The following is a 14,592-nucleotide window of genomic DNA, read 5'->3' as shown; positions in this document are numbered from 1 at the left end:
GAGTGAGCTCGGGGCTCGTCAGATCTCGTCGACGCTCGAGGCATCGGGGCGGCTGGACAGCGAGATGCCGAGCGACTCCGCCGCCTGGTAGGCGTCGTCGTCGGTCTCCCGCATCTCGATGACGTGGCCCTCGTGGTTGAGGACCTCGACGTTGAGGCAGAGCGACTGCATCTCCTTCATGAGGACGCGGAACGACTCGGGCAGACCCGGCTCCGGGATGTTCTGGCCCTTGACGATCGCCTCGTAGACCTTCACACGGCCGGTCACGTCGTCCGACTTGATGGTGAGGAGCTCCTGCAGCGCGTAGGCCGCGCCGTACGCCTCGAGGGCCCACACCTCCATCTCACCGAAGCGCTGGCCGCCGAACTGGGCCTTACCGCCGAGCGGCTGCTGGGTGATCATCGAGTACGGGCCGGTCGAGCGCGCGTGGATCTTGTCGTCGACCAGGTGGTGGAGCTTGAGGATGTACTTGTAGCCCACCGCGATCGGCTCGGGGAACGGCTCACCGGTGCGGCCGTCGAACAGACGCGCCTTGCCCTCGGTGTTGACCAGGCGCACGCCGTCACGGTTGGGGTTGACCACCGTGCGGAGGCCGCCCAGGACGTCCTCGCGCAGACCGTCGAACACGGGCGTCGCGACCGGGGTGCCCGGCTCCGACGTGACCGCGTCCGCGGGCAGGTTCTTGGTCCACTCGCCCTTGGCGCCCGTGGCATCCCAGCCGTGCTTCGCGATCCAGCCGGTGTGGGTCTCGAGGACCTGGCCGACGTTCATACGACCGGGGACACCCAGCGGGTTGAGGATGACGTCGACCGGCGTGCCGTCCTCGAGGAACGGCATGTCCTCGACGGGCAGGATCGTCGAGATGACGCCCTTGTTGCCGTGGCGGCCGGCGAGCTTGTCGCCCTCCTGGATCTTGCGGCGCTGCGCGATGTACACGCGGACCAGCTGGTTGACGCCGGCCGGGAGGTCGTCGCCGTCCTCCTCGGTGAACACGCGGACGCCGATGACGGTGCCGGACTCGCCGTGGGGGACCTTGAGGGACGTGTCGCGCACCTCGCGCGCCTTCTCGCCGAAGATCGCGCGCAGCAGGCGCTCCTCCGGGGTCAGCTCGGTCTCGCCCTTCGGGGTGACCTTGCCGACCAGGATGTCGCCCGCGCGCACCTCGGCTCCGATGCGGATGATGCCGCGCTCGTCGAGGTCGGCGAGCGCCTCCTCCGAGGCGTTCGGGATGTCGCGCGTGATCTCCTCGGGGCCGAGCTTCGTGTCACGGGCGTCGACCTCGTGCTCCTCGATATGGATCGAGGAGAGGACGTCGTCCTGCACGAGGCGCTGCGACAGGATGATCGCGTCCTCGTAGTTGTGGCCTTCCCAGCACATGAACGCGACGAGCAGGTTCTTGCCGAGCGCGAGGTCGCCCTCGTCCGTCGCGGGACCGTCCGCGATGACCGAGCCGACGACGACGCGGTCGCCCTCGTCGACGATCACGCGCTGGTTGTACGACGTGCCCTGGTTCGAGCGCTGGAACTTGGCGATGCGGTACGAGCCGGTGGTGCCGTCGTCGTTCGCCACGGTGACGAGGTCCGAGCTCACCTCGGTGACCACGCCCTCCTTGGTGGCGATGATGACGTCACCGGCGTCGATCGCCGCGCGGCGCTCCATGCCGGTGCCGACCAGCGGCGCCTCGGAGCGGACCAGCGGCACGGCCTGGCGCTGCATGTTGGCGCCCATGAGCGCGCGGTTCGCGTCGTCGTGCTCGAGGAACGGGATCAGGGCGGTACCCACCGACACCATCTGGCGCGGCGAGACGTCCATGTAGTCGACCGCCTCGGGCGCGACGAACTCGACCTCGCCGCCCTTGCCACGCACGAGCACGCGCTCGTCCGTGAAGCGGTTGTTGTCGTCGAGGCCGGCGTTCGCCTGCGCGATGACGTAGTGGTCCTCGTCGTCCGCGGTCAGGTAGTCGACCTGCTCGGTGACGATGCCCTTGACGACCTTGCGGTACGGGGTCTCGACGAAGCCGAGCGGGTTGATGCGACCGAACGACGCGAGCGAGCCGATGAGGCCGATGTTCGGACCCTCAGGGGTCTCGATCGGGCACATGCGGCCGTAGTGCGAGGTGTGGACGTCACGGACCTCCATGCCCGCGCGGTCGCGCGAGAGGCCGCCGGGGCCGAGCGCCGAGAGGCGGCGCTTGTGGGTCAGGCCCGCGAGCGGGTTGTTCTGGTCCATGAACTGCGACAGCTGCGAGGTGCCGAAGAACTCGCGGATCGCGGCGACGACCGGACGCGTGTTGATGAGCGTCTGCGGCGTGATCGCCTCGACGTCCTGCGTGGTCATGCGCTCGCGGACCACGCGCTCCATGCGCGACAGGCCCGTGCGGATCTGGTTCTGGATCAGCTCGCCCACCGCACGGATGCGACGGTTGCCGAAGTGGTCGATGTCGTCGGTCTCGACGCGGAGGTCGCCCTCGGCGCCGTCGAGCGTCGCGATGCCGGCGTGCGCGGCCGCGATGTACTTGATCGTCGCGACGATGTCGTCGAGACCCAGCACCGAGTCGCCCAGCGCCTTGTTCAGGCCCAGCTTCTTGTTGAGCTTGAAGCGGCCGACCTTCGCGAGGTCGTAGCGCTTGGAGTTGAAGTAGAAGTTGTCGAGCAGGTTCTGGCCCGCCTCGACGGTCGGCGGCTCGCCCGGACGCAGCTTGCGGTAGAGGTCGACGAGCGCCTCCTCGTGGCCGTGGACGGTGTCCTTGGCGAGGGTCTCGAGGACGGCCGGGAACTGCGCGAACTCCTCGGCGATCTGGTCGTCGGACATGCCGAGCGCCTTGAGGAAGAGCGTGACGGGCTGCTTGCGCTTGCGGTCGACGCGGACGCCCACGGCGTCACGCTTGTCGATCTCGAACTCGAGCCACGCGCCGCGCGACGGGATCACCTTGGCGGTGAAGATGTCCTTGTCCGACGTCTTGTCGGGGGTGCGCTCGAAGTAGACGCCGGGCGAACGCACGAGCTGCGACACGACGACGCGCTCGGTGCCGTTCACGATGAACGTGCCCTGGCTCGACATGAGCGGGAAGTCGCCCATGAAGACGGTCTGAGACTTGATCTCACCCGTCGTGTTGTTCATGAACTCCGCGGTGACGAAGAGCTGCGCGGAGTAGGTGAAGTCCTTCTCCTTGCACTCCTCGGGCGTGTAACGGGGCTCTTCGAAGTACGGGTCCGAGAACGACAGGGACATCGTCTGTCCGAAGTCCTCGATGGGCGAGATCTCCTCGAAGATCTCCTGGAGGCCTGCCACCTCCGGGACGTCGTTCCTGCCGCTGTCCTTGGCGGCGGCGACGCGCGCCTGCCAGGCGGTGTTGCCCAGCAGCCAGTCGAAGCTCTCCGTCTGGAGCCCGATCAGGTTAGGAACCTCGATGGGGTCCTGAATCTGGGCGAAGGAGATGCGGCGCGATGCGGAACGGTTGGAGATGGCGGAATCGGTGCGCGAGGCAGCCAAGGGTGGTTCCTTCCCTTTATGATCGTGCGTGACCACGATGCCTAGCCGCGGCTCCACCGGATCCTGGGGCGAAACCCGCTACAAGCGGACGCACGCCAGGTAGGCATATGAGGGCAGGGCGATAGACAGCGCAAGTCGTCAGACTACCGCGCCGCGCGCAGATTGTCCAGCCCGCGCGACCGCTTCGGCGGCGACACGCCGAGCGTGCCCCAATCGCAACCCGCGCATCGTGCCCCGTGCGGTGCTCCGCGGAATCGTGGCGCCGCTACGCCCACCGCGCCGCCCTATCTCACGCGAGGCAGCGTTCCGGCCGGCATGTCGGTGCTGTCGGCCGACGGCCCTCCATCCAGGCTGAGGCCGGCACGCATGCAGGGCCAGGGTCGGGTCGCTCCGCCATCCGAGCGGGCCCGCGCGCCGGTGCCGCCTGCAAGCGCCCCCGGGGACGACAGAACGGGGCCGGGTCCTTGCGGACCCGACCCCGTTCGAGTGCTTCGGCTAAGGCCGAACGAGCTTACTTGAGCTCGATGGTGGCGCCGGCAGCCTCGAGCTGCGCCTTCGCCTTCTCAGCGTCGTCCTTCTTCGCGCCCTCGAGGACGGCCTTGGGGGCCTCGTCCACGAGCGCCTTCGCCTCGCCCAGGCCGAGACCGGTCAGCGCGCGGACCTCCTTGATGACCTGGATCTTCTTGTCGCCGACCGCGGCGAGGATGACGTCGAACTCGTCCTTCTCCTCGACCTCGGCAGCGGCCTCGCCGCCGGCGGCGGGGGCAGCGGCAACGGCGACCGGAGCGGCGGCGGTGACCTCGAAGGTCTCCTCGAACGCCTTGACGAACTCCGACAGCTCGATGAGCGAGAGCTCCTTGAACTGCTCGATGAGCTCGGCGGTGGTGAGCTTAGCCATGATGACTTCCTTCTCTCTTGCCTGCGTGAAGCAGATGTGTGTAGTGGGGTGCAGCCTGGATCAGGCTGCGTCTTCCTGCTTCGCACGCAGGGCGTCGACGGCACGCGCGGCCTGAGCCAGCGGCGCCTGGAACATGTATGCAGCACCAAAGAGCGACGCCTTCATGACGCCGGCTGCCTTGGCGAGCAGAACCTCGCGGGACTCGAGGTCCGCCAGCTTCTTGACCTCATCAGCAGAGATCACCTTGCCCTCGAGAACGCCGCCCTTGATGACGAGCTTGTCGTTCTCCTTGGCAAAAGCCTTGAGACCCTTCGCGGCCTCCACCGGGTCACCGGTGACGAACGCGATGGCCGTGGGGCCGACGAGAAGGTCGTCAAGACCCTCGATGCCGGCGTCCTTGGCCGCGAGCGCCGTCAGAGTGTTCTTCGCGACCTTGTAGGTCGCGGCGCCACGGATCTCACCGCGCAGCTTCGCGAGCTGCGGGACGGAGAGGCCGCGGTACTCGGTGATCAGCACCGCTGCGGAGTTGCGGAAGTCGTCCGCGAGCTCTGCAACAGCGTTCACCTTGTCTGGCGTCGCCATGTTTGTCCTTCCTTCGGATGACCGCCATCCGGCCCGGACATGAGAAAGGCCCCGCGCAGGCGGGGCCGGGGGTCCGTGTCCGCGGAACAGCAAGGGCGACCCGAAGGCCGCCCGGACGTCCGCGCACTCGGCGCTGTCAGCTTCACCTGCGCTGGTCCCCGCATGTACGGAGCTTCGGTCGTTCCCGGGAGGTCCCGGGCCCGACGACCGGCGGTCTTGGGCCTGACCATCTTAAGCGACGCATCGTCCCATTGCAAACCGGACGATGCGCGGCCCCGGGAACGCCGCCGGCCCGGCCCCCACGAGGGGACCGGGCCGGCGGACCGCTGAGTGCTTACGCCTCGGACTTCGCGAGGGCGTCGAGCGGGATGCCCGGGCCCTGGGTCGCGGAGATGGCGGCCTTGATGATGTACCGGCCCTTCGACGCGGACGGCTTCGCGCGAAGCACCTCGTCGAGGACGGCCTGGTAGTTCTCGAGGAGCTTCTCGTCGCCGAAGGACGCCTTGCCCAGCACGGAGTGCAGGTTGGCGTGCTTGTCGACGCGGAACTCGATCTTGCCGCCCTTGATGTCGGACACGGCCTTGGTGACGTCCATGGTCACGGTGCCGGTCTTGGGGTTCGGCATGAGACCGCGGGGGCCGAGGACGCGGCCCAGGCGGCCGACCTTGCCCATGAGGTCGGGCGTCGCCACGACGGCGTCGAAGTCCTGGCGGCCGGCGGCCACCTCCTCGATGAGCTCGTCGCCACCGACGATGTCGGCGCCCGCCTCGCGGGCGGCCTCTGCCTTGTCACCGTTGGCGAAGACCAGGACCCTGGCGGTCTTGCCGGTGCCGTTCGGCAGGATGACGGTGGAACGGACCATCTGGTCCGCGTGACGGGGGTCGACGCCGAGCTTGAACACGACGTCGATGGTCGAGTCGGTGTTCTTCGAGGACGTCTTCTGCGCGAGGCGGACGGCCTCGAGCGGGGAGTAGAGCTGGCCGCGGTCGACGAGCTGGGCTGCGTCGCGGTAGGCCTTGGAGCGCTTGGTCATCTGCGTGTCTTCCTTCTGCAGTCGTGGTCGTGGGCCAGCGCGGCCCTCCCACTGGGGTGAGGGGTCCTTAGGAGACCGTGATGCCCATGGAGCGGGCGGTGCCGGCGATGATCTTCGCAGCGGCGTCGATATCGTTGGCGTTGAGGTCGGCCATCTTGGCCTCGGCGATCTCACGCACCTGCGCGTCGGTCAGGTTCGCGACCTTGACCGTGTGCGGGGTGCCCGAGCCCTTGGCGACGCCAGCCGCCTTCTTGATGAGCTCTGCGGCCGGCGGGGTCTTGAGGATGAACGTGAACGTCCGGTCCTCGTAGACGGTGATCTCGACAGGGATCACGTTGCCACGCTGCGACTCGGTCGCGGCGTTGTACGCCTTGCAGAACTCCATGATGTTGACGCCGTGCTGACCGAGCGCCGGACCGACCGGCGGGGCAGGGTTGGCGGCGCCGGCCTGGATCTGAAGCTTGATCAGCCCAGTGACCTTCTTCTTCTTCGCGGGTGCCATGTTAAGGGTCCTTATCTTGTTGCCTGTGCGGCTTGGCGGCCGCGGGTGCGCTGTCGCGCGTCAGATCTTGGTGACCTGCGTGAACGACAGCTCGACCGGGGTCTCCCGGCCGAAGATCGACACGAGCACGTGGAGCTTCTGGCTCTCGACAGAGATCTCCGAGATCGTGCCCGGGAGGGTCGCGAACGGACCGTCGATGACGGTGACCGACTCGCCGACCTCGAACTCGACCTCGACGGGGGTCTTCGGCGCGGCGGACTCCTCGGTGGCGGCCGCATCGGCCACCTCCTTGGGCGCCATCATCGAGTAGACCTCGTCGATGGTGAGCGGGACGGGGTTGTGGGCGTGGCCGACGAAGCCGGTCACACCCGGGGTGTTGCGCACGGCGCCCCAGGACTCGTCCGTGAGGTACATGCGCACGAGGACGTATCCGGGCATCCGGACGCGGGTGACGAGCTTGCGCTGGCCGCCCTTGATCTCGGCGACCTCCTCCATCGGGACCTCGACACCGAAGATGTAGTCCTCCATGTGGAGGCTCTCGATGCGGTGCTCGATGGCCTGCTTCACGCGCTTCTCGTGACCCGAGTAGCTGTGCACGACGAACCAGTCGCCCTCGAGGGTGCGCAGGCGCGACTTGAACTCGGCCACCGGGTCAGCCGGCGCCTCGTCGATCGAGGCGTCCACGGCATCGTCCGTCTCGACGACGGATTCGTCCACGGGCACCACCGTCTCGTCAATGTTCTCGTCGCTCATCACTTACTCCCCTTGAGGCGGCGTCAGCCGCCGAAGACCTTCTGCGAGATCCAGCCGAACGACACGTCCAGGACGAACACCAGGAGCATCATCACGGCCACGAAGCCGAGGACGATCCAGATGTAGCGGATCAGCTCCGGGCGCGTGGGGGTGACCACACGGCGAAGCTCGGAGATGACCTGGCGCACGAACAGCGCGATACGACCGAAGATGCTCAGACCCTCGCGCGTCTCGTGCCGCGGGTCCTTCTCTCCGGAATCCGTCACGGCAGATTCGCTCACCGAAAAGTCCTTCTCTCTGGAGTGCGTCGCGGGAGACTCCCGCGTTACGCAGGGTAGGAGGGACTCGAACCCCCAACCGTCGGTTTTGGAGACCGATGCGCTACCAATTGCGCCACTACCCTTCGGGGGGTTGGGCCCCCGCGGCTCTCTGATCCTCCAGCCCGGCTCGCGCTCAGGGCGCGAACCAGCCTGACGAATGTCAATCGCCGACGTCACATGTTACGCGGTTCCGGGCGAGAAGTCGAACCCGGGTCCTTCAGCGGCATCGTCGCCGCCCGCATGAACGCCAGATCAGCCTAGCGGATCCGGGGAGCCCTCCACGCCGCGCCTGGTCGTGCGCACCGTTGTCGGTGCCCCGAGCGGTCGGCTCCTCCATAGGTGTCGCCGCCGACACCTATGTCGGGCCCCGGGCGCGAGGCACCGACCGCCGCCGTGGACGCGATCACGGCAGGACGATGCTCCGGCCGGTCCCGACATGCGCGGCGAGCATGTCTCGCACGGCCGCCGCCACGACCCCGGGGCCGGCGCGCTCGACCTCCGCGGCCGTGAACCGAGCCGTGAGAATGCCTCCTTTGAGCACGGCACGGTCGCGGCGCCGGTCCCGGGTGAACGGATCGTCACCCTCATGGAACGCTCGACCATCGATCTCGAGCGCCAAGCGCCCCTCGACCAGCAGATCAGCGCGACCCGCGCCGTCGAGGTACACCTGCGGCACCACCGACAGTCCTGCCTCGACCAGGTCGATGCGCGCCAAGGACTCCTGCGCCGATTCGGCGCGCGGGTCGCAATGCGCGAGCAGCCAACGGCGACGCCGTTCGGGGGTGACCGTCCACGCGGCGAGGTCGCCTCCGGCGACGCGACCGGCTCGCAGGGCCGCATCGAGCATCGCGAGCTGCGCACGGTCGGATACACATCGGCCCGCGTGATCCAGCGCGATGGGCACGGGCATCGGTGCGAGCGAGCGCCCGCACGCGTGCGAGTAGTGGACGCAACGCGCCGGACCGCCTGCTGGCGCGCGCCCCCGCGTCGCCACCGCGAGGTGCAGGACGCGGGTCCGCGGCACCATGGGCAGACCTTCTGCGGCGATCGCGGACACGCAGGTCAGGCGGCACCGCAGGCGCGCCGCCTCGAGACGCTCCTCCGACAGGCCTGGCACCGCGAGCACCCCACGGTTCACGAGGATCAGCCGTCCCGCCCCGAGAGCAGCGTCGATGCCGTGCCTGGTCGCGCCACCCGCCAGCGCATCCGCGCGGCGCATCGCACCGCCGCTCCGCGTCACCACCGCCACCGGGTCCACCGCCCCAGCGTCGCGGCCCCAGCATCGGCGACGAAGGCCGGCCTTCCACGTGGGGACACGTCGACGTCCGTTCGGGTCTGGGGACAACGCCACGCGCACGCCGCGCGTCGGAGCCGTGGGTCGGCGCTCCGGCATGCGTGCTGTCCACGTCACGTATGCAGGCCCCGTCCGCGGTACGTCCGACATACGGGCGGGCCGTGCGTGCCGCGCCAGCCGCGCGGCCGTGACCCGGCGCAGGTGGAACAATGACCCGCATGAAGCCCTCTCGCCGCGTCTCCGCTCGTCTCGGCGCCATCGCGCCGTCCGCCACCCTCGCCGTCGACTCGAAGGCGAAGGCGCTCAAGGCCGCCGGCCGTCCCGTCATCGGGTTCGGCGCGGGCGAGCCCGACTTCCCCACGCCCGACTTCATCGTCGAGGCCGCCGCCGCAGCCACGCGCGACCCCCGGAACCACCGGTACACGCCCGCGACGGGCCTTCCCGAGCTCAAGCAGGCCATCGCGGCCAAGACGCTGCGCGACTCGGGCTACGAGGTCGACCCCGCGAACGTCATCGTCACCAACGGCGGCAAGCAGGCCGTCTTCCAGGCCTTCGCGGCGATCGTCGACCCGGGCGACGAGGTCCTGCTCCCCGCCCCGTACTGGACCACCTACCCCGAGGCCATCGCGCTCGCCGGGGGCACCGCGGTCGAGGTGTTCGCGGGCGCCGACCAGGACTACCTCGTCACGGTCGAGCAGCTCGAGGCGGCGCGCACCGAGCACACCAAGGCCCTGCTGTTCTGCAGCCCGTCGAACCCGACCGGCGCGGTCTACACCGAGGAGCAGACCAAGGCGATCGGCGAGTGGGCGCTCGAGCACGGCATCTGGGTCCTCACCGACGAGATCTACGAGCACCTGCTCTACGACGACGCGCAGTTCACTCCCATCGTCCGGGCCGTGCCCGAGCTCGCGGACCAGACCATCGTCCTCAACGGCGTCGCCAAGACGTACGCGATGACCGGCTGGCGCGTGGGCTGGATGATCTCCCCCGCCGACGTCACCAAGGCCGCCGCGAACTTCCAGAGCCACCTCACGTCCAACGTCGCCAACGTCAGCCAGCGCGCGGCCATCGCGGCGCTCGAGGGCGGGCTCGCGGAGGTCCACCAGATGCGCGAGGCGTTCGATCGCCGCCGCCGCACCATGGTCGACATGCTGCGGGAGATCGACGGCGTCGTGTGCCCCACCCCGAAGGGCGCGTTCTACGCGTACCCGAGCGTCGAGGGCCTCATCGGCCGCACGGTCGGTGGCGTCGAGATCGCGTCGAGCGCCGACCTCGCGGGCGTCATCCTCGAGCAGGCCGAGGTCGCGGTGGTGCCGGGCGAGGCCTTCGGCCCGTCGGGCTTCATGCGCCTCAGCTACGCGCTCGGCGACGACGACCTGGTCGAGGGCGTCGGACGCATCCAGCGGCTGCTCGCCCGGTAGGGCCGGCCGGCAGGGTCACCGGAAGGGGTGCATCGTCCAGGTGGACGATGCACCCCTTCCCCATGTCTGGGGGGTTGCCGTGGGCGCGCGCCTGGTTAGGCTCGACTGCATGAGCGAACCGGCGATCCGCATCGAAGGGCTGCACAAGCACTACGGCGACCTGCATGCGGTCGACGGCCTCGACCTCGAGATCCCTCGCGGCGAGGTCTTCGCGCTGCTCGGGCCCAACGGCGCCGGCAAGTCCACCACGGTGGAGATCCTCGAGGGCTTTCGCAGGCGCACCGCGGGGACCGTGAGCGTGCTCGGCGTCGACCCGCAGCACGCCACCAGGGAGTGGCGGTCCCGGGTGGGCGTGATGCTCCAGGGCACCTCGGAGCGCGGCCTGCTCACGGCACGCGAGGCCCTCCAGTACGCCGCGCGGCTCCACCCCGACCCCCGTGACGTCGACGAGACGCTCGCCGCGGTCGGCCTCACCGAGAAGGCGGGAGCCAAGCCCGCGACGCTCTCGGGCGGGCAGCGGCGGCGCCTCGACGTCGCGCTCGCGCTCATCGGCCGTCCCGAGCTGGTGTTCCTCGACGAGCCGACCACGGGCTTCGACCCCGAGGCGCGCCGCCAGTTCTGGACGCTCATCGAGTCGGTCCGCGGAGACGGCACCACGATCCTGCTCACCACCCACTACCTCGACGAGGCCGATTACCTCGCGGACCGCATCGGCATCATCGCCGCGGGCCGCATGGTCGCGCTGGACACGCCGAAAGGGCTGCGCGCCCGCGCCGCCGAGGCGCGCGTCTCGTGGGCCGAGGACGGCGCCGCCCGCTCGGAGGAGACGTCGACGCCGACCGCGCTGCTGCGGGAGCTGCTCGCGCGCACCGAGGGCGAGATCGAGCACCTCGAGGTCACGCACCCGTCGCTCGAGGACGTCTACCTGACGCTCATCGGCGAGGCGGCGCGCGACGCGGCGTCGGCCCACGAGTCCGAGGAGGTCTCCGCATGACCGCCACCACCGCGACGTCCGCTCCCACGTGGGGCTCGATGGCGAGGGCGCGCATCGGCGTCGAGATCAAGGAGTTCACGCGCAGCCGGGAGCAGATGGTCTTCATCTTCTTCTTCCCGATGATGCTCCTGCTGCTGTTCGGCTCGGTGTTCGGCGGCGAGGAGATCTCCCCCGGCGTCACGTTCGCGCAGTACTTCCTCGCGGGCATGGTCGCGTCGGGCGTGTTCAACACCGGCTTCCAGTCCCTCGCGATGTCCCTCGCGATCGATCGGGACGACGACGAGCTCAAGCGCATCCACGGGACCCCGCTCCCCGCGACCGCGTTCTTCGCGGCCAAGGTGGCGTACGTGCTGATGGTGTCGGTGGTGCAGGTCGCCATCCTCATCGCGATCGGCGTGGTGCTCTACGACGTCTCGCTCCCCGGCGACGCGGCGCACTGGTGGACCTTCGCGTGGGTGTTCCTGCTGGGCACGGCCGCGGCCACCACGCTCGGCATCGCGATGTCCTCGCTGCTGCGCAACGCGAAGGCGGGCTCCGCGGTCATCACCCCGATCGTGCTGTTCCTCCAGTTCACGTCTGGCGTCTTCCTCGTCTACACGCAGATCCCCAGCTTCCTTCAGCACGTCGCCGAGGTGTTCCCGCTCAAGTGGCTCGCGCAGGGCATGCGGTCGGTGTTCCTGCCCGAGAGCTTCGAGGCGGCCGAGGCGCGCGGCTCGTGGGAGCACCCCGCCACCGCGATCGTGCTCGCGTTGTGGATCGTGGTCGGCCTGTTCCTCGCCGTGCGCACGTTCCGCTGGACCCGCCACGACGACAATTAGCGGGGCGGCTCCATCGTGAGCGGCGTCGCCGCGGACGCGAGGCCGGGCGCGGGCGGCCAGGCCTCCGGCGCCTCGGCGCCCTCGGGCGCGGCCGGCGACGATGCGCGGGCCGCGAGCGCCGCCACGTCCGCGTAGCTCGCCCTCGCCGCGGCGACGGCCTCGGCGGCACCGCGCGGCATCCGCGCCTCGACGGGCGGCAGCCCGTCCTCGCGCCTCTGCGCGGCGGCGACCTCGCGGATGCGGCTCAGCGCGCGCTCCATCCGCTCGCCGTGCGATCCACGCGTGACCATCCCGGACCCCTCATCCGCGCGAGCCCCGCTCGCGTGTGACGTGGCTCACACTAGCCGAGGGCTCCCCCGGCACCGCGGCACCTCGCCTTGGGCGCGCCGCGAGCGCGTCCTCGGGGGCGGCGGGCGCATCGGCCGCGCGGACGATGCTCGGGGCGCGGCCGCGCCCTACGCTGGCCGGATGGACGTCAGGGCCCCCCGCTGGGGCGACATCGCGATCGCGGCGGCGCTGCTGGTGCTCGCGCTCATCGGCATCCTGCAGGCGGGAAGCCTGCGCGACAACCTCGCGCGGCCCTACGACCTGCTCGGCGTCGTGCTCGTCGTCGCGCAGCTGGTGCCCCTGGCGTGGCGGCAGTCGTACCCGCGCATCGTGGTGTGGGCGACCCTGATGCCGTGGCTCGTCGCCGTCGGCATGGGATACATGGACACCGCTGCGATGTGGGCGATCTACGTCGCGCTCTACGGCCTCGCCACGTACATGCCGCGCCGGGTCGCGCTCGCCCACGGAGCCGCCGTCCTCGCCGTGATGCTCGCGTGGACCACGGTCGGGCTGCTGGTCACGGACTTCGTGAAGTGGACCGCGCTCGTCGCCGTCGCGCTCGCCGTGGTGGTGCCGATGATGCTCGGGTTCGTCGACCACCGCCGCCGCGAGCGCCTCACCGAGCTCGAGCTCGAGCACGAGCGCCGGGATCAGGCCCAGCGCGCCGTGGCCCAGGACGCCGTGCGGGCCGAGCGCGCGCGCATCGCGCGCGAGCTCCACGACGTGGTGGCGCACGAGATCACGGTGATGACGCTGCAGGCCGAGGGCGCGCGCCGTCTCGCGCGGGACTCCGACGCGCGCGTGCTCGAGGCGCTCGGGACCATCGCCGCGTCGGGACGCACGGGGCTCGCCGAGATGCAGCGCATGATCGGGGTGCTGCGCGCGACCGAGCAGGAGGCCGCCGACACGGTCGAGCGCGACCGCGCCGCACTAGACATGCAGCCGATGCCCGCGCTCGCGGCGATCCCCGCGCTCACGCAGCAGGTGGCCGATGCGGGCCTTCCCGTCGAGCTGAGCATCGTGGGCACCGCGCACGTCCCCGCGGGCGTCGAGCTCAACGCTTACCGCGTGGTGCAGGAGGGTCTCACCAACGCCATGAAGCATGCGGGACCGGGAGCGCGCGCCACCGTGACGGTGGACCGCGAGCCCGCACGCGTCCTGGTGGTGATCGAGGACGACGGCCGCGGCGTCATCTCCGACGCCGCGAGCCAGAGCGGCGGGCACGGGCTGCGGGGAATGGCCGAACGCGTGCACGCGCTCGGCGGGACCCTCGAGTACGGTCCCCGTCAGGGCGGGGGCTTCCGGGTCCGGGCCGTGCTGCCGTCGACCGACGACCAGGTGGGCCACCGGTCCGCGAACACGATGAAGGGCGGACGATGATCCGGGTGGCGCTGGTGGACGACCAGGCGATGGTGCGGGTCGGGCTGCGCATGATCCTCGAGTCCGAGGAGGACATCGAGGTGGTCGCCGAGGCCACCTCCGGCGTCGACGCCGCACGCCTGGTCCACGAGCATGCGCCCGACGTGGTCCTCATGGACGTGCGCATGCCCGGCATGGACGGCCTCACCGCGACGCGCGAGGTGCTCGCGGCGCATCCCGATGCGCGCATCGTCATCCTCACCACGTTCGACGACGACGAGTACGTCTACGAGGCTCTCCGCGCCGGGGCCTCCGGCTTCCTCCTCAAGAGCGTCGAGGGCGACGCGTTGGTGTCGGCCGTGCACGTAGTCGCGGCCGGCGAGGCGCTGCTCGCCCCCGAGGTGACGCGGCGCGTGATCGAGCAGTTCGCGAAGGGCGCGAGCGCCCCCGCCGCAGATCCCGAGCCGTCCCCCGAGGCTATCGGGGACCTGTCCGACCGCGAGGTCGAGGTGCTGCGCCTCATGGCGCGCGGCCTGTCGAACCAGGAGATCGCGGCGGAGCTGTACGTGTCCTCGACGACCGTGAAGACGCACGTGAGCCACATCCTCACCAAGCTCGGCGTGCGCGACCGCGTGCAGGCCGTGGTGGAGGCGTACGACTCGGGCATCGTCCTGCCCCGTCCCTAGCGGAGCGACCCTCGGGGGTCATCCCTGAGGCGGACCGCGGGAAACCGTCCTCGCGGACGATGCATGGCGAGAGCGCTCTCCGCCAGACTGACGCGGTCACGAGTCGACCTACG

Annotated in this window: 14 protein-coding genes and 1 tRNA gene; 5 read left to right on the top strand and 10 right to left on the bottom strand. The window is 70.1% G+C overall.

Translation table 11 applies throughout. From position 1 onward, the window contains the following. Positions 1-18: 18 nt before the first annotated feature. The 9 genes from rpoB to AOM09_RS02515 form a co-directional block, all read right to left on the bottom strand. The gene (gene rpoB, locus AOM09_RS02555) at positions 19-3,492 is read right to left on the bottom strand and encodes a DNA-directed RNA polymerase subunit beta (RefSeq protein ID WP_062383835.1); all 3,474 of its coding nucleotides are present in this window, start codon (positions 3,490-3,492) and stop codon (positions 19-21) included. 511 nt (positions 3,493-4,003) lie between these two features. Then, positions 4,004-4,390 (bottom strand): 50S ribosomal protein L7/L12, encoded by a 387-nt coding sequence (rplL, locus tag AOM09_RS02550; protein WP_062383832.1) that lies wholly within the window; start codon positions 4,388-4,390, stop codon positions 4,004-4,006. A 60-nt stretch (positions 4,391-4,450) separates the two neighbouring features. Beyond that, positions 4,451-4,972, bottom strand: a complete 522-nt coding sequence (rplJ, locus tag AOM09_RS02545; protein ID WP_062383828.1) for a 50S ribosomal protein L10 — start codon at positions 4,970-4,972, stop codon at positions 4,451-4,453. A gap of 334 nt (positions 4,973-5,306) precedes the next feature. After that, on the bottom strand, positions 5,307-6,005 hold the full coding sequence (rplA, locus tag AOM09_RS02540; protein ID WP_062383824.1) for a 50S ribosomal protein L1: 699 nt from the start codon (positions 6,003-6,005) through the stop codon (positions 5,307-5,309). 67 nt (positions 6,006-6,072) lie between these two features. Next, positions 6,073-6,507, bottom strand: a complete 435-nt coding sequence (gene rplK / locus AOM09_RS02535; RefSeq protein WP_062303259.1) for a 50S ribosomal protein L11 — start codon at positions 6,505-6,507, stop codon at positions 6,073-6,075. Positions 6,508-6,567: 60 nt separating this feature from the next. After that, positions 6,568-7,260 carry a transcription termination/antitermination protein NusG gene (gene nusG / locus AOM09_RS02530; protein WP_082098750.1) on the bottom strand — a complete coding sequence of 231 codons (693 nt, stop codon included), beginning with the start codon at positions 7,258-7,260 and terminating at the stop codon, positions 6,568-6,570. Positions 7,261-7,283: 23 nt separating this feature from the next. Next, entirely contained in the window at positions 7,284-7,541 is a 258-nt protein-coding gene (gene secE, locus AOM09_RS02525; RefSeq protein WP_062383820.1) for a preprotein translocase subunit SecE, read from the bottom strand. 49 nt (positions 7,542-7,590) lie between these two features. After that, positions 7,591-7,663, bottom strand: a tRNA-Trp gene (locus tag AOM09_RS02520). 320 nt (positions 7,664-7,983) lie between these two features. Next, positions 7,984-8,838 (bottom strand): putative endonuclease domain-containing protein, encoded by an 855-nt coding sequence (locus AOM09_RS02515; RefSeq protein WP_156162198.1) that lies wholly within the window; start codon positions 8,836-8,838, stop codon positions 7,984-7,986. A gap of 254 nt (positions 8,839-9,092) precedes the next feature. Between AOM09_RS02515 and AOM09_RS02510 the strand changes: the two genes are divergently transcribed. The 3 genes from AOM09_RS02510 to AOM09_RS02500 all read left to right on the top strand — a co-directional run bounded on the left by AOM09_RS02510 (position 9,093) and on the right by AOM09_RS02500 (position 12,107). Next, on the top strand, positions 9,093-10,295 hold the full coding sequence (locus AOM09_RS02510; RefSeq protein ID WP_174452904.1) for a pyridoxal phosphate-dependent aminotransferase: 1,203 nt from the start codon (positions 9,093-9,095) through the stop codon (positions 10,293-10,295). Between the two features lie 109 nt (positions 10,296-10,404). Then, positions 10,405-11,289: an ABC transporter ATP-binding protein gene (locus AOM09_RS02505; protein ID WP_062383810.1), complete on the top strand. Its 885-nt coding sequence runs from the start codon at positions 10,405-10,407 to the stop codon at positions 11,287-11,289. Then, a complete protein-coding gene (locus tag AOM09_RS02500) occupies positions 11,286-12,107 on the top strand; it encodes an ABC transporter permease (protein ID WP_062383806.1) in 822 nt (273 codons plus the stop codon). The genes AOM09_RS02505 and AOM09_RS02500 overlap by 4 nt, the downstream gene beginning before the upstream one ends. Here AOM09_RS02500 and AOM09_RS15110 read toward each other — a convergent pair. Beyond that, positions 12,104-12,397, bottom strand: a complete 294-nt coding sequence (locus tag AOM09_RS15110; RefSeq protein WP_062383802.1) for a hypothetical protein — start codon at positions 12,395-12,397, stop codon at positions 12,104-12,106. The genes AOM09_RS02500 and AOM09_RS15110 overlap by 4 nt on opposite strands. A 178-nt stretch (positions 12,398-12,575) precedes the next feature. On the opposite strand from AOM09_RS15110, the gene AOM09_RS02490 reads away from it, so the two are divergent. Both AOM09_RS02490 and AOM09_RS02485 read left to right on the top strand, forming a co-directional pair. Next, positions 12,576-13,814 (top strand): sensor histidine kinase, encoded by a 1,239-nt coding sequence (locus tag AOM09_RS02490; RefSeq protein WP_062383799.1) that lies wholly within the window; start codon positions 12,576-12,578, stop codon positions 13,812-13,814. After that, entirely contained in the window at positions 13,811-14,479 is a 669-nt protein-coding gene (locus AOM09_RS02485) for a response regulator (protein WP_062383797.1), read from the top strand. Before AOM09_RS02490 ends, AOM09_RS02485 begins: the two co-directional genes overlap by 4 nt. The last annotated feature ends 113 nt before the right edge of the window (positions 14,480-14,592 follow it).

The sequence above is a fragment of the Demequina iriomotensis genome (assembly GCF_000971395.1).
GTDB classification, from domain to species: Bacteria; Actinomycetota; Actinomycetes; order Actinomycetales; family Demequinaceae; genus Demequina; species Demequina iriomotensis.
This window is presented reverse-complemented; position numbering and strand designations above follow the sequence as displayed.

What these genes read in the sequence shown, in the direction of transcription:
- AOM09_RS02505 (WP_062383810.1), top strand. Translation starts at nt 10,405, where the DNA reads ATGAGCGAACCGGCGATCCGCATCGAAGGGCTGCACAAGCACTACGGC.
- rplJ (WP_062383828.1), bottom strand. Translation starts at nt 4,972, where the DNA reads ATGGCGACGCCAGACAAGGTGAACGCTGTTGCAGAGCTCGCGGACGAC.
- rplL (WP_062383832.1), bottom strand. Translation starts at nt 4,390, where the DNA reads ATGGCTAAGCTCACCACCGCCGAGCTCATCGAGCAGTTCAAGGAGCTC.
- AOM09_RS02490 (WP_062383799.1), top strand. Translation starts at nt 12,576, where the DNA reads ATGGACGTCAGGGCCCCCCGCTGGGGCGACATCGCGATCGCGGCGGCG.
- rplA (WP_062383824.1), bottom strand. Translation starts at nt 6,005, where the DNA reads ATGACCAAGCGCTCCAAGGCCTACCGCGACGCAGCCCAGCTCGTCGAC.
- rplK (WP_062303259.1), bottom strand. Translation starts at nt 6,507, where the DNA reads ATGGCACCCGCGAAGAAGAAGAAGGTCACTGGGCTGATCAAGCTTCAG.
- AOM09_RS02485 (WP_062383797.1), top strand. Translation starts at nt 13,811, where the DNA reads ATGATCCGGGTGGCGCTGGTGGACGACCAGGCGATGGTGCGGGTCGGG.
- nusG (WP_082098750.1), bottom strand. Translation starts at nt 7,260, where the DNA reads ATGAGCGACGAGAACATTGACGAGACGGTGGTGCCCGTGGACGAATCC.
- AOM09_RS15110 (WP_062383802.1), bottom strand. Translation starts at nt 12,397, where the DNA reads ATGGTCACGCGTGGATCGCACGGCGAGCGGATGGAGCGCGCGCTGAGC.
- AOM09_RS02500 (WP_062383806.1), top strand. Translation starts at nt 11,286, where the DNA reads ATGACCGCCACCACCGCGACGTCCGCTCCCACGTGGGGCTCGATGGCG.
- AOM09_RS02510 (WP_174452904.1), top strand. Translation starts at nt 9,093, where the DNA reads ATGAAGCCCTCTCGCCGCGTCTCCGCTCGTCTCGGCGCCATCGCGCCG.